Raw genomic sequence first — 17,023 nt, forward strand, 5'->3', positions numbered from 1 at the left:
CACAAATGCGGTGCAGTCCCGTTCCGGGGCTGCACCGGGAGGGATGTGTGCCACAAAAGGGTCTCTGGTGTGCTCATTGCGGTGCAGATGCCTCCTCCCTCGTCCCCGAGGTCAGGGCCGCAGCACCCGCTCGGCGATCCAGGCGATGTCCTGCGCCGTCCGGGCGGGTGGGGCGGAGGGGCGCATCACGTGGCTGAGCACGACGCGGACGACCATGTCGATCGCGGCGTCGAGCTCGGCGGGCGTCAGCGCGACGTCGTACGGCGCCACGCGGTCGACCACGACCGCCTTGGCGGTCGAGAGCAGCGTGCCGGCGTGGGTGGTCAGCAGCGGCAGCAGCTCGGTGTCGGCGCCGTGGGTGGCGGACACGATCGCCTTGAGCAGGGGGTTGTCCTGCGAGGTCTCGAGCACCGAGCGCGAGGCGTCGCGGATCGCCGCGAACAGGTCGGTCGGGTGCGCGTCGAAGGCGAGGGTCACGACCCCGAGGAACCGCTCGAGCTCGTGCAGGATCATCGCCTCGGCCAGCCGCGGCTTGCTGCCGATCTCGTTGTAGACCGTCTGCCGGCTGACCCCGACGACCTCGGCCAGCCGCGCCATCGTCACCTGCGCCCAGCCCGCCTCGGTGGTCAGCGTGATGGCCGCGTCGATGACGCGCTCGCGCATCGTCATCGCCGGCGTGGTCACGGTCATGGAGGCTACGTCTCGGGTCAGGGCCGGCCGGCGCTGGTCCGGTCGAGCGGGACGAAGTCCACCTTCTCGCGCACGCCGCAGTCGGGGCAGCACCAGGTGTCGGGCACGTCCTTCCAGGCGGTGCCGGCCGCGAAGCCCTCGTGCTCGTCACCGGCCTCGACCTCGTAGACGTAGCCGCAGCCCGGGCACTGCGCGGCCAGCACCTCGACCTCGGCCGCCTGGGCCGCCGAGAGCTCGCCGGTCGGGACCAGCTCGTCGTGCGCCGGCGGGGGGTACGCCGCCAGCACCTTGTCGCGCTTGCGGGGCGAGATGTTGGCCCGGCTCAGGTCGCCGTCGAAGTGCGCGAGGACGCGAGGGTCCATCACCCGCCGCCAGATCGCGGGCACGATCGAGAGCACGATCATCCCGGCGTACCCGGTCGGCAGCACCGGCGACTCCTCGTAGTCGCGGAGCGTCTGGTAGCGCCGCGTCGGGTTCGCGTGGTGGTCGCTGTGCCGCTGCAGGTGGTAGAGCAGCACGTTGGTCGCGATGTTGTTGGAGTTCCAGGAGTGCGAGGGGTCGACGCGCTCGTAGCGCTGGCGCTCGCCGACGCCGACCTTCTGCCGGAGCATGCCGTAGTGCTCCATGTAGTTGACGACCTCGAGCAGCGAGAAGCCGACGACGGCCTGGATCACGAGGTAGGGGAGGATCTCGAGCCCCAGCCAGGCGACCAGCGCACCCCACAGCACCAGCGACATCACCCACGCGTTGAGCACGTCGTTGCCGAGGCGGAACGGGTGCTGCTTCTTGCGGGCGTAGCGACGCTTCTCGATGCGCCACGCGCTCCTGAGCGAGCCGACCACGGTGCGCGGCCAGAACGCGTAGAAGCTCTCGCCGACCCGGCTGCTCGCGGGGTCCTCGGGGGTCGCCACCCGGACGTGGTGGCCGCGGTTGTGCTCGATGTAGAAGTGGCCGTAGAAGCTCTGCGCCAGCGCGATCTTCGACAGCCAGCGCTCGTGGCTCTCCTTCTTGTGGCCGAGCTCGTGGGCGGTGTTGATGCCGATGCCGCCGATGCAGCCGATCGAGACCGCGAGGCCGACCTTGGCCCACAGCGGGATCTCGCCGGCGCCGAACGGGTCGCCGCGGGCGATGAGGTACATCGCGGCGACGAACCCGACGTACTGGATCGGCAGGAACAGGTAGGTGATCCAGCGGTAGTAGCGGTCCTTCTCCAGCGCCTCGATCACGTCGTCGGGCGGGTTGGACCGGTCGAGGCCCGCGACCAGGTCGATGGCCGGGACGACCACCAGGATCACCACCGGGCCGATCCAGAACAGGCCGGGCCAGCCGGTGGCCCGCCACCCGGCGTAGCCGAGGAAGAACAGGCTCGGGACGACGAGACCGATCAGCCACAGGTAGCGCTTCGGGTCCCGCCACTCCGCGGTCGAGCCGGCCGGGATCGTCGTGTTCGCGATGGTGTCCATGCGTGGTCTCCCCATGAGCGGTTTACAAAACCATAGGGAATGTAAAGCGGTCTGGCAAGGGTCGTGTCCACGTCGGCGCAGCCGCCGCCACCGCGGTCAGTCCAGCGGCGCGCCGTGCTCGGGCAGGTCGACTGCCTCGGCGGGGTCGACCAGGCAGGTCCGGCAGAAGTTGATGCCGAACGGCGTGAGGTGGATCGAGCGCCGGACCAGCTTGGCGAAGCGCACCGAGTGCATGGCCTCGAGCACGTCGGGCTGGGCCTCGAGCACCTGGTACTCCATCGGGTCCTCGACCTGCTCGCTGGAGAACCACACGAGGCCGAGCCGGAACAGGTTGTTGAGGTAGGCCGGCACCTCGTCGACGTACCTCACGCCGGCCCGCGCGCCGATCATCGTGAGCCCCGACGCCACCAGGGTCGAGCTGACCATGCCGACCGGTCCGCCCGTCCGGACGTCGACGGCGGGCTGCGGGCCGTCGTGCAGCATCAGCACCAGGATGCGCGCCTCGTCGGGGGCGAGGTCGTCGAGGATCCGGACGTACGCCGGGTGCGGCTCCTCGTCGCTCCACACGTCGCGCGAGCGCTCGAGCAGCTCCTCGCCGCGCTCACGCAGGGTGGGTTCGCGCTCCGGCGGCGCCGACGGAGGCGGGTCGGGGATCACCGTCGCGAGCGCGGCACCGCCCTCGAGCAGGGCCTGCGACACGGGGACGCCCTCGGCGATCGCGCGGGCGACGTCGGAGATCGTCCGGGTCGCGAGCGAGACGTCCTCGGCGACCTCGTGGATCAGCTCCTCGGCGGCCTTCCGGTCGGAGAGCGCCCGGGCGAGCAGCCGCCCGGAGCGGACGTAGGACCCCGCCGTCCACGCCACCGACCGCGCGGTCGTCTCCGCGACGATCCGCGCGAGGCCGGGCAGCTCGTCGGTGGACCCGACCCAGCGGTTGAGCTGGGTGCCGCGCTGCCACTCGTTCACGAGCCGCCCGCCCCGAAGATCAGCAGGTGCAGCACACCGCCGCCGAAGCCCATGACCGCGCCGTGCGCGTAGAGCATCCACTCGTCCTCTCGGAACGCCGACCGCATCATCTCGACGAAGTCTGCCGGAGCCAGCTCCTTGGTGCGCCGGGCGAACAGCTCGCGGATCCGCTCGCCCTGCTGCCGGCCGAACGCCGGGTCGCGCAGCGCCAGGTCGGTGCGGCCCACCGCCTCGACGGCGATGCCGTCGCGGATCCGGTCGAACTGGCGGCTCCCGACCGCGACCTTGACGACGGGCAGCAGTGGCCCGGCGGCGTCCTCGATGGCCGGGTGCAGCGCGCGGGCCAGCATCTGCCGGGTGCGGTCGCCGCGCGGTCCGTTCATCAGGAAGTCGCCGATCCGGTCGAGCGTGATCACCTCGTCGGCGATGTTGCGGGCGTAGACCTCGGCGGCCTCGTCCTGCCGCCGCAGGAAGAGGCCGTGCACCGTGACGCCGAGGACCCGCCTCGGCTCGAGCGGCTCGAAGATCAGCCACATCCCGAGCTTGTTGGTGATCCAGCCGACCACGATGCCCATCAGCGGGAGCAGCCACCAGAAGCCGAACCAGTGGTCGACGACCGCGACCGGCACGCCGAGCAGGAACCCGAACACGAACCCGAAGGTCACCATCAGCCGGAGCTCGCGCCGTCCGACCTCGCGGAAGATCGAGACGACCAGGCCGGGGTGCGCCCGGAAGTGCTCGATCACCATCAGCTTGGGGTCGAGCAGCTGGTCGATGTGCTGGCCGATCTCGTCGGTGATGTTGCGGACGACGGTCGGCAGCTGCGCGTCGACGCGGGTGACCACCTGCTGCTTGCCCCACGTCGGGAGGTCGCGCCACAGGCGCGGGTGCTCGCGCGACATGATCTCGTCGATGAGCGAGGGCAGGTCGGGCCGGAACACCTCGACGATGTGCCCGGCGATGCGGTCGGGCTCGAGCTGCTCGTAGAAGTCCTTCGGGGTGCCGACCTTGGCGATCACCTTGTCCACCGCGATGGAGCCCATCTTCGCGGCCCGCGCCGGCACGATGCCCTGCCACCCGACACCGCCGGCGACCAGACCCGGGATCTCCTGCGCCTTGCGCGGCAGCACCCGGGCGAGCTGCTTCAGCCCGGGCACGGAGAGGCCGTGGAAGCGCTCGGGGCTGAACAGCATCCACAGCCCCGACCAGTTGATCAGCCACCCGACCACGCCGGTGAAGACCGGGATGGTGAGGACGTGCAGCCACCCGGCGCCGTCGACGTGCGTGAAGAACCAGTCGACCTGGAGCGTCGTCACGCCGTTCACCACCTCGTCGGGTCCGCCGTCACGAGGAGAACGGCGCGCGGCCCCGAAAGGTCACTCGCGGTGACCGGGGTCAGCGGTGCAGGTGCGGGAGGTGGGCCCGGTCGCGCGCGAGCTGGGCCGCCTCGTGGAAGGCGCGCGAGACGTACTCGGGGACCTTGAGCCCGCGGTGCCTCGCCCAGAGGAGCTCCTTCTCGACCCGGGAGATCTGGGCGGCGAAGTCGTCGGAGTCCTCGCCGATGCCGAGGGTCGCCATCACGTCGCCGAAGTCGGCCTTCTGGCTGGGGTTGTTGGCACCGACGGGGGCGAACGACGCCTTGCGCATGAAGCGCACGAGCCAGCGCTGCCACCCGGACAGCTCGTGCCAGAGGGCGCGGGCCGAGAGCTGGTAGAAGACGTAGTGCCCCGGCTCCTGCCGCTTGATCTGGCCGATCACCGTGTGGGCGATGGCGTTCTCGCCCATGTCGAGCATCCCCCGGTGGAGGAGGTTGTAGGCCAGCACGGCGGACCGCTCGGTGGCCATGCCGGTCAGGTAGTAGAGCATCCGGCAGACGTCCTGGAAGGCGCCGATGTGCGCGAGCGCGCCGAGGATGCGCAGCTTGAGCCCGATCGAGTCGAGGTCGGCGTCCGCGGGCTCGCGGCCGAGCTGGACCTGCACCTCGTCGAGGATCTTGCCGTGGTGGATCTCCTGGGGCTGCCACACGGCGTAGAACTGCCGGTCGACCTCGGGCGGGTCGGGCAACATCGTGGTGAGCTCGAGGACGTTGCGGTCGACCTCGAGCTCGACGCGCGCCATGTAGTCGAGGACGTGCCCGAAGCGCTCGTCGAACGCACGCGGGTCGCGCACGGTGAAGTCGACGGACTCGAGGGGGATCGGCGGGTGCTCGTCGGCCAGCTTCGCGACGTGCTCCGTCAGCCGCGTGGCGGCGGAAATGGCGTGAGCGCTGGACACGGCAGAAGGCTACCTTTCAGGACGTGGTGGATTCGGCGCCGATGGCGGTGCGGATGGGTACTGGTACGGGCCGTGCTGTCATTGCTGCTGCAGCGCTCGGCTCGGGCATCGCATTCCTCGACGGGACCGTGGTCAACGTCGCCCTCCGCACCATCGGTGAGGACCTGGACGCCAGCCTCGCGCAGCTGCAGTGGATCACCAACGGATATTTGCTGTCCCTGGCCAGCCTGATCCTGCTCGGCGGCTCGCTCGGCGACCGGTTCGGCCGGCGCCGGCTGTTCGTGATCGGCACGGTGTGGTTCGCCGCGGCCTCGCTGGTGTGCGGGATCGCGCCGAACCCCGAGGTGCTCATCGCGGCCCGGGTGCTGCAGGGCATCGGCGGCGCGCTGCTGACGCCGGGGAGCCTGGCGATGATCCAGGGGGCGTTCACCCACGAGGACCGCGCTCCGGCGATCGGCGCCTGGTCGGGGCTCACCAGCGTGTCCGGTGCGGTCGGCCCCTTCCTGGGTGGCGGCCTGGTCGACTACGCCAGTTGGCGGTGGATCTTCCTCATCAACCTGCCGCTCGCCGCGGTCACGGTCTTCATCGCGATGCGGTGGGTGCCGGAGACCCGCGACCCCCACGCCCCGAGCCACTTCGACCTCACCGGCGCGGTGCTCGCGGCGGCGGCGCTCGGCGGGGCGACGTACGCCCTCATCGAGTGGGGCGGCACCTCTGCCTGGGTGGCGGTGGCGGTCGGGGTCCTGGCCGGCGTTGCGTTCGTGGTCGTCGAGGGCCGCGAGCGGATGCCGATGCTGCCGCTGGGCATCTTCCGCGACCGGACCTTCAGCGCGGCCAACGCGATGACCCTGCTCGTCTACGGCGCCCTCGGGGCGATGGGCTTCTTCGTCACCATCGAGCTGCAGACGGTGAGCGGGTACGGCGCGCTGGCGGCGGGTGCGGCGTTCATCCCGGCGACGCTGCTGATGCTCGCGTTCGCGTCGTACGCCGGCCGGCTGGGCGTGCGCATCGGCCCGCGGATCCCGATGACGTTCGGCCCGCTGGTGATGGCGGTCGGCGTGCTGCTCTACCTGCGGATCGACTCCGACCCCTCCTATCTGCTCGACGTGCTGCCGGGGGTCCTCGTCTTCGGTGTCGGCATCACGCTGATGGTGGCGCCGCTGACGGCCACGGTGCTCGCCGCGGCGCCCGACGAGCACGCCGGCGTGGCGAGCGGCGTCAACAACGCGGTGGCCCGGGCGGGGGCGCTGCTCGCGGTCGCCGCGCTGCCGGTCGCGGTCGGCCTGCACGGGGAGGAGTACGCCGTCCCGTCGGCGTTCGACGACGCCTTCCGGATGGCGATGATGGTGTGCGCGGCGCTCCTGGCCATCGGTGGTGTGCTGTCGTGGCTGACCGTCCGCTCGACGGTGCTCGAGCCCGCCGGTGACCCGGTCGCCGGGACCCTCGACGGGGGCGCGCCGGGGGACTAGGCTCGGGCTCACCCGGTGCGCATCACGAAACAGGATGCACAATGCGCAACAAGTCCCAGGCGACGGCCACGATGGTGCGGCTGCTCGAGAACGCGCGCTACGAGGTGCTCCCGACCGCCTCGATCGAGGCGACGATCCTCGACCACGTCGAGCCGGGCACGACCCTCACGGTCACGGCCTCGCCGAGCAAGGGGCTCGAGGCGACGCTCGACCTGACCGAGCGGCTGACCCGGCACGGCTACGTCGCCGTACCCCACCTCGCCGCCCGGATGATCCGCGACCGCGCCGAGCTCACCGAGATCTGCGAGCGGCTGACCGGCATCGGGATCGAGCGCATCTTCGTGCCGGGCGGCGACGCCGACGAGCCCGGCGCCTACCCCGACGCGCTCTCGCTGCTCGAGGACCTCACCGAGCTCGGGCGCCCGTTCGCGCACGTCGGCATCACCGGCTACCCCGAGTCGCACCCGACGATCAGCGACGACCTCACCATCCAGTCGATGTGGGACAAGCGCCGCTTCGCGACCCACGTGGTGAGCAACCTGACCTTCGACCCGGAGGTGCTCGCGACCTGGGTCGGCCGGATGCGCAAGCGCGGGATCACCATGCCGCTGCTGCTCGGCATCCCCGGCCCGGTCGAGCGCACCAAGCTCCTCGCCATGGCGACCAAGATCGGGGTGGGGGAGTCGACGCGGTTCCTCGCCAAGCACAAGGGCACCTTCGCGCGGCTCGCCGCGCCCGGCGGCTTCACCGGCGAGCGGTTCCTCGAGAAGGTCGCGCCGGCGCTCGCCCCGCCCGAGAGCCTGGTCGAGGGCCTGCACGTCTTCACGTTCAACCAGGTCCCGGCCACGGTCGAGTGGCGGCGCACGTTGCTCGACCGGCTGAGTGCCCGGGTGTAGGTCCGGTCCCAACTAAGACCGATTCAGCGCAAAGGCGCCGAATCGGTCCCGGCGGCGGACCCGCCGAGCAGGGCCTCGAGCGCGGCCTCGAGCCGGCGATGACCGGTCTCGACGACGGTGAGGGGGAGGCCGAGGGTCGCGGCGGCGCCGTCGGCGAGGGCGCGCAGCTCGGGGGTCGGGTCCTGGGCGAGCCACACCGCGCGCGTGTAGTGGCGGAAGTAGTCCTCACGCAGTTCGGGGTGGCGGTCGAGGCCGAGCTCGCGGACCACGGTGCGTTCGAAGGACCGGACGAGGAAGTCGGTCAGCAGGTAGGTGCCGGGCTCGTCGTCGAGGAACGACGCCAGCCGCGACTCGCCCGCGAACAGGTCGTAGCAGTGCAGCCCCGGCAGCCGGCGCAGGCCGAGCTCGGCGCAGACCGCGTCGAGGGCGCCGTAGGTGCCGCAGTCGGCGTACGCCACGGCGACGGTCTCGTGGCACAGCGCCAGTGCACGGGCGAGGTCGCGCACCTCGTCGGCGATGAGGTGCGGCTGGTTGTGGAGCAGCGGCGGCAGGGGGTGTACGGCGACCGGCCAGCCGCGGCGCTCGACGATCTCAGCCACGGGCTGGGCGATGGCCCCGCACGCCACCAGCGCCACCGGCATCTCAGAACGCGAGCTGCTCGACGAACTTGTCGTTGAACTCGGGGCGGTCGGAGAGCTCGACATAGGTCACCTCCTCCAGCAGCGCCTGGGCACCGGCCCGCTCGCGGATCGAGAGCAGCGCCATCTTCGCGCCCTCGCCGGCCACGTTGCCCGCGGCCACGATGCGGAGCACGGGCAGCTTCGGCACCAGCCCGATGCGGATCGCGGACGCCGCGGAGAGGTAGCTGCCGAACGACCCCGCGAGCAGCACCTGCTGCACGTCGCGGTGCTCGAGGCCGAGCTCCTCCAGCAGCAGCGTCCATCCCGTCGAGATTGCGGCCTTCGCAAACTGCAGCTCGCGCACGTCGCGCTGCGAGAGCACCACGCAGTCGGCGGGGTCGGCGTCGACCGCCGGGCGGTGCAGCACGAACACCCGCTCCTCGCCGCGGTTGGAGGAGAGCGTCGTGAGTCGGTCGGCCAGCCCGGGCGCGAGCTCCTTCGCGACGTCGTCGGCCACGAACCGCCCGGTCGCGTCGAGGAGGCCGACGCGGACCAGCTCGGCCACCGCGTCGACGAGCCCCGAGCCGCACAGCCCCTTCGGGGCGACGTCGCCGATGACCCCGAGCGCCACGCCCGCGGCCTCGCCCTCGGGCGTCAGCGTGACCACCTCGATGGCGCCGTCGTCGGCGCGCATGCCGCAGCGGATCGCGCCGCCCTCGAACGCCGGCCCCGCCGGCGCCGCGGTCGACACGATCCGGTCGCCGTCGCTGAGCACGATCTCGCAGTTGGTGCCGACGTCGATGAACAGGCGGGTGCGCTTGTCGCGGTCCATGCCCGAGGCGAGCATCCCGGCGACGATGTCGCCGCCGACGTACGCCCCGAGGGCGGGGAACATCATCACCCGCGCCCGCGGGTGCAGGCCAAGACCGAGGTCGGTCGCGAGCACCGTCGGTGGCATCGCCGTCGACATGACGAACGGCGCCACGCCCAGCGGCTCGGGGTCGATGCCGAGCGCCAGCGCGGTCATGGTGGCGTTGCCGGCGACGGCCGCCTCGTAGACGTGCGCAGGGTCCACACCACCCTCGCGGCACACCTGTGCGGCGAGCTCGGCCAGCGTGTCGCACGCGGCGACCCGGAGCCGCTCGAGCGCGTCGGGGTCGAGCATCGTCGCGCTGATCCGGCTGATCACGTCGCCGCCGAACGGCTGCTGCTTGTTGAGCATCGAGGCCACCGCGACCGGCGTGCCGGTGACGAGGTCGAGCAGCGTCGCGACGACCGTGGTGGTGCCGAGGTCGAAGGCCACCGCGTAGCGGACCCCGGTGGTGTCGCCCGGCTCGACGTCGATCAGCTCCTCGTCGACGACCACGGCGGTGACCTTGAAGTCGCCGGCCCGGAGCACCCGCGGCAGCCGGCGCAGGACGTGGAGGTCGGCCCGCGGCTCGAGGTCGTCGATCGCGGCGAGCAGCCGGTCGAGGTCGGTCACCTGGTCCTCGAGCGTGGGCTCGCTGAGCTCGACGTACCGCTTCTGCACGGCGGGCCGCAGGATCACCTGCCGGCCGACGCCGACGGTCGCGGCCTTGGGCCGGGTGGTCAGCGGCGGCACGACCACCTCGTGGTTGCGGGTCGCGCGGGCCAGGCACGCCAGCCGCCAGCCGTCGTCGAGCTGCTCGCGGCTGAAGGTGCGCACGTCGTGCCGCGTCGCCGGGGTGGCCGGGGTGAGCCTCACCTTGCACTTGTGGCAGGTGCCGTGGCCGCCGCAGGTGGAGTCGATCGCGATGCCGTTCCAGGACGCCGAGTCGAAGACCGTCACGCCCGGCGGCACCCGCACCGACCGCTGGGTGGGCGGCGCGTCCTTGCCGTCGACCCGCTCCTCGACGGTGAAGGCGAGGTCGACGCGACCCGTGCCGTCGTGGGCGACGGCCTCGGCGCCCGGGCTGGCGATCAGCCCCTCGCGCCGCAGAGCGTCGGGGTCGAACTCCTCGACCGAGTCGCTCATGGGGACGAGGTGGTCATGCCGAGGCAGCGGCCTTCGCGCGGTGGGCGGAGATCCAGGCCATGCCCCACTCGTCGTGGTCGAGGAACACGTCGGCAGCCTTGACGGCCTCCACGACCTGCGGCGTGCGGGTGTCCATGATCGCGCTGGTCAGCCCGGCGGTCATCGCCATGGGCAGCCACGCGGCGCCGAGCGTGTGGCGGTCGGGCATGCCGAAGGAGACGTTGGAGGCGCCGCAGGTCATGTTGAGGCCATGCCGGTCGCGGATCTGGCGCATCGCCTCGAAGGTCACCAGCGAGTTGCCGGTGTCGGCCCCGATCGGCATCGCGAGCGGGTCGATGACGAGGTCGGCCTTGGCGATGCCGTACTCCTCGGTGGCGACGCGGACGATCTTGTCGACGAGGTCGAGCCGCTTCTCCCACTCCATCGGGATCTCGTCGTGGTCGTTGGGCAGCGCGATGACCGCGGCGTCGTACTTCTTGACCAGCGGGAGGATCGCCTCCATCCGGTCGTCCTCGGCGGTGATGGAGTTGACGAGCGCGCGGCCCTGGTAGACGGAGAGGCCCGCCTCGAGGGCCTCGACGACCGAGGAGTCGATGCAGATCGGCAGGTCGGTCAGCGTCTGCACGAGCTGGACGGCCTTCGCCAGCAGCTCGGGCTCGTCGGTGAGCGGCACGCCCATGTTGACGTCGAGCACGTCGGCGCCGCCCTCGACCTGCGCCTTCACGTCGCGCTCGATGGCCGAGAGGTCGCCGGCCCGCAGCTGCTCCTGGAAGATCTTGCGGCCGGTGGGGTTGATCCGCTCGCCGATGAGGCAGAAGCGCCGGCCGTGGCCGATCACGACCTCCCTGGACGCCGAGCGCAGGACGGTCTCGTGCGTCTGCGTCATGCGGGCACCTTGCTGCGCTTCTCGTGCAGGAGCGCCTTCGCGCGCTTGACCGTGGCCGAGGCGTCGGCGGCGTAGCCGTCCGCGCCGACCGCGTCGGCGTACTCCTGGGTGACCGGCGCACCGCCCACCATCACGATGACCTGGTCGCGCATTCCGGCCTTCTCCAGCGCGTTCATGTTGGCCTTGAACATCGGCATGGTCGTCGTGAGGAACGCCGAGAAGCCGACGATGTCGGGCTGGTGCTCCTCGATCGCGGCGACGAACTTCTCCGGCGCGACCTGGACGCCGAGGTCGATCACCTCGAAGCCGGCCCCCTCGAGCATGATGTTGACGAGGTTCTTGCCGATGTCGTGGACGTCGCCCTTCACCGTGCCCATGAGGAACTTGCCGACCGTCTCGACGCCGGTCTCCGCGAGCAGCGGACGCAGCCGCTCCATCGCACCGGCCATCGCGCGGCCGGCGATCAGCATCTCGGGCACGAAGAAGTCGCCGCGCTCGAACCGCGCGCCGACCTCCTCGAGCGAGGGGATGAGCGCGTCGAAGAGCAGGCTCTGCGGCTCCATGCCGAGCGCCAGGCCCTCCTCGGTCAGCTCGAGCACGCGGGGGGCGTTGCCGACGAGCGTCTCGTCGTAGAGCCCCTGCAGGACTTCGTCCGGACTGGTCATGCCACGCCCTCCTCGGTGTGGATCTCGGTGGTGCCGCCGCGCAGCAGCGCGGAGAGCTGCTGGGCGTGGGTCGACAGGCTGGTGCCGAGCTCGGCGAGCCGGTCCTCCAGCCGCTGGGTGGGTCCCGAGATGCCCAGGGCCGCGACGACGTCGCTCCTCGGGCCACGGACCGGCACCGCGACGCCGGTCAGCCCGACCTCGAGCTCGTCGCGGGTGGTGGCCCAGCCGCGCTCGCGGGCCAGGGCGCCGTCGCGGCGGAGTGCGTCGGGGTCGGTGACGGTGTCGTCCGTGAGTCGTTCGAGGTGGCCGTGCGGCACCGGGAGCGCGGCCCACGCGTAGAAGACCTTGCCGAGCGCCGAGGTGTGGTTGGGCACCTCGATCTCGGTCCAGTCGCGGGTGCCGAGGAGGTAGCGCGAGTCGACCTGGGCGACCTGCACGACCTTCTCGCCGCGGGTCACGGACAGGTGCACGGTCTCGCCCGTCTCCTCGCCGATCTGCTCCATCAGCGGGTGAGCCAGCCGGACCAGCTCCTCCCACGGGTCGTGCCGCGCGGCGTAGGACCAGAACAGGCGCCCGGCGACGTAGCCGCCGTCGCCGTCGCGCTCGAGCAGCCCGCTGCGCTCGAGGGCGGAGAGCATGCGCGAGGTCGTCGACTTCGCCAGGCCGCTCGCCTCCTGGAGCTCCGCGAAGCTGAGCGGCTCCTCGGCGGCGACGACGGAGGACACCAGCTGTGCCGCTCGGTCGACGGCCTGGGTGCCGCTCATCTGATCGCTCCTCCGGGGGGCTTCCCACGCGGTTCCATGATGTGGAACCTTTGTTCCACAACATGAGGTTAGGAGGAGAGGCCGATGTTCCGCAACCAGATGCCTCGCTACGAGATCCTCTCGGAGGACGCGATGGCGACCCTCGAGAAGGGGTGGCGGCGCCTGATGACCGAGATCGGCGTCGAGTTCATGGACGACCGCGCGCTCGACCTGTTCCGCGCCGCGGGGCAGAAGGTCGAGGACCGCACGGTGTTCCTCGACCCCGACTTCGTGCTCGAGCAGGTCGCCAAGGCGCCGCGGGAGTTCGACCTCCAGGCGCGCAACCCCGAGCGCTCGGTGCACATCGGGGGCGACTCGATGGCCTTCGGCGCGGTCTACGGGCCGCCGTTCGTCCGTGAGGGCGACGTACGCCGCGACGGCACCATGGACGACTTCCGCAACTTCGCGCGGCTCGCCCAGAGCTTCGACGCCCTCGACTCGGCCGGCGGGGTCATCAACGAGCCCAACGACACCCCGCTCGACAGCCGCCACCTCGACATGACCTACGCGCTGCAGACGCTGACCGACAAGTTCTACATGGGCAACGTCGTCTCGGGCACCAACGCCGCTGACACCATCGCGATGACCGAGATCCTGTTCGGCTCGCGCGAGGCGATCGAGCAGACGCCGGCGACGATCTCGCTGATCAACTGCAACTCGCCGCTGCGCTGGGACGACCGGATGCTCGAGGCGCAGTTCGAGTACACCGCGGCCAACCAGCCGGTCGTGCTGACGCCGTTCATCCTGATGGGCGCGATGTCGCCGGTGACGATCCCGGCGGCGCTGGTGCAGCAGATCACCGAGGCGCTGAGCGGCATCGCGCTCTCCCAGCTGATCCGGCCCGGCGCTCCGGTGGTGTTCGGGTCGTTCCTCTCCAACATCGACATGCAGTCGGGCTCGCCGACGTTCGGCACGCCGGAGTCGGGCATCGGCCTGCTGTGCACCGGCCAGATCGCGCGGCACTTCGGGCTGCCGTTCCGCACCGGCGGCGGCCTGACCTCGTCGCAGGTGCCCGACGCGCAGGCCGGCTACGAGGCGCTGATGACGCTGCTGCCGACGTTCCTCGCCGGCGCCAACTGGGTGATGCACTCGGCCGGCTGGCTCGAGGGCGGGCTGGTCGCCGGGTTCGAGAAGTTCATCATCGACGTCGAGCTCGTCCAGATGCTCCAGCACGAGTTCACGCCGCTGGAGATCGACGAGGACTCGATGGCGTTCGGCGCGCACGAGGAGGTCGGGCACGGCGGCCACTTCCTCGGCGCGATGCACACGATGGAGCGCTTCCGCACCTGCTTCTACCGGCCGATGCTGTCGTCGTCGGAGAACTACGAGCGGTGGATGCGCAACGGCGCCAAGGACACCGCGGCCCGGGCCGCGGAGATCTACCAGCAGAAGCTCGCCGACTACGAGCCGCCGCCCCTCGACGACGCGATCCGCCAGGAGCTCGAGGAGTACGTCGTCCGCCGCCGCGCCGAGCTCGGCGACTGAAGGGGGATCCGCTGATGAGCGTCACCTCGGTGCCCAACGAGCCGGTCGGCGACTACGTCCTCACGCTCTCGTGCGAGGACCGCCCCGGCATCGTGCACGCCGTCACGTCGTTCCTGATGCAGCACGGCGGCAACATCATGGAGAGCCAGCAGTTCGGCGACCAGCAGGCCGGACGGTTCTTCATGCGCATCGACTTCGAGGTCGCCACGCCCACGACGGCCGACGCGCTCCGCGAGGCCTTCGCCGCGACGGCGGCGGAGTTCGAGATGGACTTCGAGCTGTGGTCGGCCTCGGCGCCGTACCGCACGCTGATCATGGTCTCCAAGCAGCTGCACTGCCTCAACGACCTGCTGTTCCGGCACAGCACGGGCGACCTCCAGATCGACGTGCGGTGCGTGGTCTCCAACCACCTCGACGCCGAGCCGCTGGTGAAGTCCTACGGCCTCGACTTCCACCACCTGCCGGTCACGCCCGACACCAAGGCGGACGCCGAGGCGCGCCTGATGGAGCTCGTCGAGCAGCACGAGGTGCACCTGGTCGTGCTGGCGCGCTACATGCAGATCCTGTCCGACCAGCTGTGCCGGCGGCTGAGCGGCCGCGCCATCAACATCCACCACTCGTTCCTGCCGAGCTTCAAGGGCGCCAAGCCCTACCACGCGGCGTTCGAGCGCGGCGTGAAGCTGGTCGGCGCGACCGCGCACTACGTCACCGGCGACCTCGACGAGGGCCCGATCATCGAGCAGGACGTCACCCGCGTCGACCACACCCACTCGCCCGAGCAGCTGGTCGCCGCCGGCCGCGACGTCGAGGCGGCCGTGCTGTCGCGCGCCGTGCGCTGGCACTCGCAGACGCGGGTGCTGATGCACGGCAACCGGACGGTGGTCTTCCGCTGAGCGGTCCGGCTACTCGTCGACCCACCACTGCCGCGGGCTGAAGTCGGTCTCCTTCGCGCACCTGCGGCAGACCAGGAACCTGGACGTGCCGTCGCTGGAGTACCTCGTGACCCACGTGTGCCAGCCGAGCCCGGCACCGAATCGCCTTCGTCATGTCCCTCGGCCACATGATCGACCCGGGCGGATCGGGCGCACAAGTGGGCCTGCGGGCGGTGCGGCGGTCAGCAGGCAACCTGGGTGGGCGGTGGGGGGTGGGTGGGGGTTGCTGGCTGACCGCTGCCGGGGGCTGGGTCGGGGCGGCGGTCAGCAGGCAACCCGGGGGCCGTCGGGTCGGGTGGATGGAGGTTGCTTACTGACCGCTGCCGGGGCTGGGGTCGGTGCGGAGGTCAGCAGGCAACCTGGGCGGCCGTGGGTCGGGTGGATGGAGGTTGCTGGCTGACCGCTGCCGGGGGCTGGGCCAGTGCGGAGGTCAGCAGGCAACCTGGGCGGCCGTGGGTCGGGTGGTTGGGGGTTGCTGGCTGACCGCTGCCCGGGCTCGAGCCAGAGCAGCGGTCAGCAGGCAACCTGAGGAGGCGCGAGTCGGATGGACAGAGGTTGCTGACTCACCGCTGACCCGGCGCGACCCGAGGCGGCCGGCCTCAGCCGAGGCGGCCGGCCTCGGTCGAGGCGACCGGCCTCAGCCGGCCGGCGAGGTGGGCGGCGTGGTGTGCGCGGCACCGGGCACGACCACGCCGTCCTGGGCCGGCATCAGGATCCAGAGGATCGGGTAGATCAGGATCTGGCTGCCGGGGATGACCATCAACACCAGCACGAACAGCAGGCGCGCCGTCCACGGTGCGATGCCGAAGCGCTGGCCCAGGCCGGCGCAGACGCCGCCGAGGACACGCCCCTGCCGGGGGCGGACCAGGCCGTGGCCGGCGAAGCTCTGGTGGATGTCGTTCATGGTGATCGCAGCTCTCTTGGGACGGTTGGTGGAGGCGTTTCCTCCTGCGTCCACTGTGCCCCGTCGCGGGCCGCCGCCCCATCGGGTGACGCCCTGCCTCGACCCTGACGCCCGACCGCCCCCGAGCTCAGGGTCGCTGGACGGGCTCGCTGGACAGGAACGCCGACAGGGGTACGGTGCGCGCATGGCGGTCAGCGAGACGGAGGCGTCGCCGGCGTCGGTGCAGTCCGTCGACCGGGCCCTGACGATCCTCGAGATGCTGGCCCGCGAGGGCGAGGCCGGCGTCACCGAGATCGCCGGCGACCTCGGCGTCCACAAGTCGACGGCGTTCCGGCTGCTGTCCACCCTCGAGGCGCACCGGCTCGTCGAGCAGGACGGCGACCGCGGTCGCTACCGCCTCGGTGTCGGCAACCTCCGCCTGGCCGGCGCCACCACGGCCCGGCTCGACCTGGTGACCGAGGCGCGGCCGGTCTGCCGCCAGCTCGCCGCCGACACCGGCGAGACCGTCAACATCACCGTCCGCAGCGAGACCAGCGCCCTCTACCTCGACCAGGTGGCGGGCAGCAGCGCGCTGCAGAGCCACAACTGGGTCGGCCAGCACATCCCGCTGCACGCGACCAGCAACGGCAAGGTCCTGCTCAGCGAGCTGTCGGACAAGGACCTCAAGGCCGCGCTGCGGGAGCTGCCGCGGTTCACCGACAAGACCGTCACCAGGCGCTCGGAGCTGAAGGACGAGCTCGAGCACGTGCGCGAGGCCGGGTACGCCGTGGCCGTCGACGAGCTCGAGACCGGGCTCACCGCCGCGGCCGCGCCGATCCGCAACGCGCACGGCGACGTGATCGCGTCGATGAGCATCTCGGGGCCGACGTTCCGGCTCACCGAGGAGCGGCTCGAGGACGTCGTACCGATGCTGGTCGCGGCCGCCACGGAGGTCTCGCACCGGCTCGGGTGGGGGCAGCGGACCTGACCCCACC

The 17,023-nt window shown here is 71.4% G+C and carries 16 protein-coding genes; 5 read left to right on the forward strand and 11 right to left on the reverse strand.

What is annotated here, in order from left to right; genetic code table 11:
• Positions 1-111 precede the first annotated feature (111 nt).
• The 5 genes from G514_RS0104615 to G514_RS0104635 form a co-directional block, all read right to left on the reverse strand.
• Positions 112-684, reverse strand: a complete 573-nt coding sequence (locus tag G514_RS0104615; protein WP_245582101.1) for a TetR/AcrR family transcriptional regulator — start codon at positions 682-684, stop codon at positions 112-114.
• Between the two features lie 23 nt (positions 685-707).
• Complete coding sequence (locus G514_RS31335; protein WP_028650800.1) at positions 708-2,153, reverse strand: fatty acid desaturase; 1,446 nt, start codon at positions 2,151-2,153, stop codon at positions 708-710.
• A 96-nt stretch (positions 2,154-2,249) separates the two neighbouring features.
• On the reverse strand, positions 2,250-3,119 hold the full coding sequence (locus G514_RS30835; protein ID WP_211222037.1) for an Abi-alpha family protein: 870 nt from the start codon (positions 3,117-3,119) through the stop codon (positions 2,250-2,252).
• Positions 3,116-4,435, reverse strand: a complete 1,320-nt coding sequence (locus G514_RS0104630) for a DUF445 domain-containing protein (protein WP_051246863.1) — start codon at positions 4,433-4,435, stop codon at positions 3,116-3,118. The genes G514_RS30835 and G514_RS0104630 overlap by 4 nt, the downstream gene beginning before the upstream one ends.
• A 79-nt stretch (positions 4,436-4,514) precedes the next feature.
• Positions 4,515-5,393, reverse strand: a complete 879-nt coding sequence (locus G514_RS0104635; protein WP_245582102.1) for a GTP-binding protein LepA — start codon at positions 5,391-5,393, stop codon at positions 4,515-4,517.
• A gap of 53 nt (positions 5,394-5,446) precedes the next feature.
• Between G514_RS0104635 and G514_RS24915 the strand changes: the two genes are divergently transcribed.
• Positions 5,447-6,862, forward strand: a complete 1,416-nt coding sequence (locus tag G514_RS24915; RefSeq protein ID WP_245582103.1) for an MFS transporter — start codon at positions 5,447-5,449, stop codon at positions 6,860-6,862.
• A 41-nt stretch (positions 6,863-6,903) separates the two neighbouring features.
• Entirely contained in the window at positions 6,904-7,758 is an 855-nt protein-coding gene (locus tag G514_RS0104645) for a methylenetetrahydrofolate reductase (protein WP_028650804.1), read from the forward strand.
• Between the two features lie 23 nt (positions 7,759-7,781).
• Here the strand turns inward: G514_RS0104645 and G514_RS24920 are convergent, their stop codons facing one another.
• From G514_RS24920 to G514_RS0104670, 5 genes are read right to left on the reverse strand one after another with little or no spacing between them, the layout of a single operon-like run.
• Positions 7,782-8,357, reverse strand: a complete 576-nt coding sequence (locus G514_RS24920) for a DUF1638 domain-containing protein (RefSeq protein WP_211222039.1) — start codon at positions 8,355-8,357, stop codon at positions 7,782-7,784.
• A gap of 43 nt (positions 8,358-8,400) precedes the next feature.
• Positions 8,401-10,374, reverse strand: coding sequence for an ASKHA domain-containing protein (locus G514_RS0104655; RefSeq protein ID WP_084151785.1), 1,974 nt, complete (start codon positions 10,372-10,374; stop codon positions 8,401-8,403).
• A gap of 13 nt (positions 10,375-10,387) precedes the next feature.
• Positions 10,388-11,260, reverse strand: coding sequence for a methyltetrahydrofolate--corrinoid methyltransferase (locus G514_RS0104660; protein ID WP_028650806.1), 873 nt, complete (start codon positions 11,258-11,260; stop codon positions 10,388-10,390).
• Positions 11,257-11,925: a corrinoid protein gene (locus tag G514_RS0104665; protein WP_036563640.1), complete on the reverse strand. Its 669-nt coding sequence runs from the start codon at positions 11,923-11,925 to the stop codon at positions 11,257-11,259. The genes G514_RS0104660 and G514_RS0104665 overlap by 4 nt, the downstream gene beginning before the upstream one ends.
• On the reverse strand, positions 11,922-12,689 hold the full coding sequence (locus G514_RS0104670) for an IclR family transcriptional regulator (protein ID WP_028650808.1): 768 nt from the start codon (positions 12,687-12,689) through the stop codon (positions 11,922-11,924). Before G514_RS0104670 ends, G514_RS0104665 begins: the two co-directional genes overlap by 4 nt.
• 84 nt (positions 12,690-12,773) lie before the next feature.
• Here G514_RS0104670 and G514_RS0104675 point away from each other — a divergent pair, with 84 nt between their 5' ends.
• Together G514_RS0104675 and purU are read left to right on the forward strand one after the other, a co-directional pair.
• Positions 12,774-14,213, forward strand: coding sequence for a trimethylamine methyltransferase family protein (locus G514_RS0104675; protein ID WP_028650809.1), 1,440 nt, complete (start codon positions 12,774-12,776; stop codon positions 14,211-14,213).
• A 14-nt stretch (positions 14,214-14,227) separates the two neighbouring features.
• Entirely contained in the window at positions 14,228-15,106 is an 879-nt protein-coding gene (gene purU / locus G514_RS0104680; RefSeq protein WP_028650810.1) for a formyltetrahydrofolate deformylase, read from the forward strand.
• A 676-nt stretch (positions 15,107-15,782) separates the two neighbouring features.
• On the opposite strand, the gene G514_RS0104685 is transcribed toward purU, so the two are convergent.
• Entirely contained in the window at positions 15,783-16,049 is a 267-nt protein-coding gene (locus tag G514_RS0104685) for a PspC domain-containing protein (RefSeq protein ID WP_028650811.1), read from the reverse strand.
• A gap of 184 nt (positions 16,050-16,233) precedes the next feature.
• Here G514_RS0104685 and G514_RS0104690 point away from each other — a divergent pair, with 184 nt between their 5' ends.
• Complete coding sequence (locus G514_RS0104690) at positions 16,234-17,016, forward strand: IclR family transcriptional regulator (protein WP_211222040.1); 783 nt, start codon at positions 16,234-16,236, stop codon at positions 17,014-17,016.
• Positions 17,017-17,023: the final 7 nt, after the last annotated feature.

The organism is Nocardioides halotolerans DSM 19273, from assembly GCF_000422805.1.
Classification (GTDB): domain Bacteria; phylum Actinomycetota; class Actinomycetes; order Propionibacteriales; family Nocardioidaceae; genus Nocardioides; species Nocardioides halotolerans.

Coding starts and splice junctions, on each gene's coding strand:
- G514_RS0104655 (WP_084151785.1), bottom strand. CDS start 10,374: ATGAGCGACTCGGTCGAGGAGTTCGACCCCGACGCTCTGCGGCGCGAG.
- purU (WP_028650810.1), top strand. CDS start 14,228: ATGAGCGTCACCTCGGTGCCCAACGAGCCGGTCGGCGACTACGTCCTC.
- G514_RS0104665 (WP_036563640.1), bottom strand. CDS start 11,925: ATGACCAGTCCGGACGAAGTCCTGCAGGGGCTCTACGACGAGACGCTC.
- G514_RS0104670 (WP_028650808.1), bottom strand. CDS start 12,689: ATGAGCGGCACCCAGGCCGTCGACCGAGCGGCACAGCTGGTGTCCTCC.
- G514_RS0104660 (WP_028650806.1), bottom strand. CDS start 11,260: ATGACGCAGACGCACGAGACCGTCCTGCGCTCGGCGTCCAGGGAGGTC.
- G514_RS24915 (WP_245582103.1), top strand. CDS start 5,447: ATGGGTACTGGTACGGGCCGTGCTGTCATTGCTGCTGCAGCGCTCGGC.
- G514_RS0104690 (WP_211222040.1), top strand. CDS start 16,234: ATGGCGGTCAGCGAGACGGAGGCGTCGCCGGCGTCGGTGCAGTCCGTC.
- G514_RS31335 (WP_028650800.1), bottom strand. CDS start 2,153: ATGGACACCATCGCGAACACGACGATCCCGGCCGGCTCGACCGCGGAG.
- G514_RS0104675 (WP_028650809.1), top strand. CDS start 12,774: ATGTTCCGCAACCAGATGCCTCGCTACGAGATCCTCTCGGAGGACGCG.
- G514_RS0104645 (WP_028650804.1), top strand. CDS start 6,904: ATGCGCAACAAGTCCCAGGCGACGGCCACGATGGTGCGGCTGCTCGAG.
- G514_RS0104685 (WP_028650811.1), bottom strand. CDS start 16,049: ATGAACGACATCCACCAGAGCTTCGCCGGCCACGGCCTGGTCCGCCCC.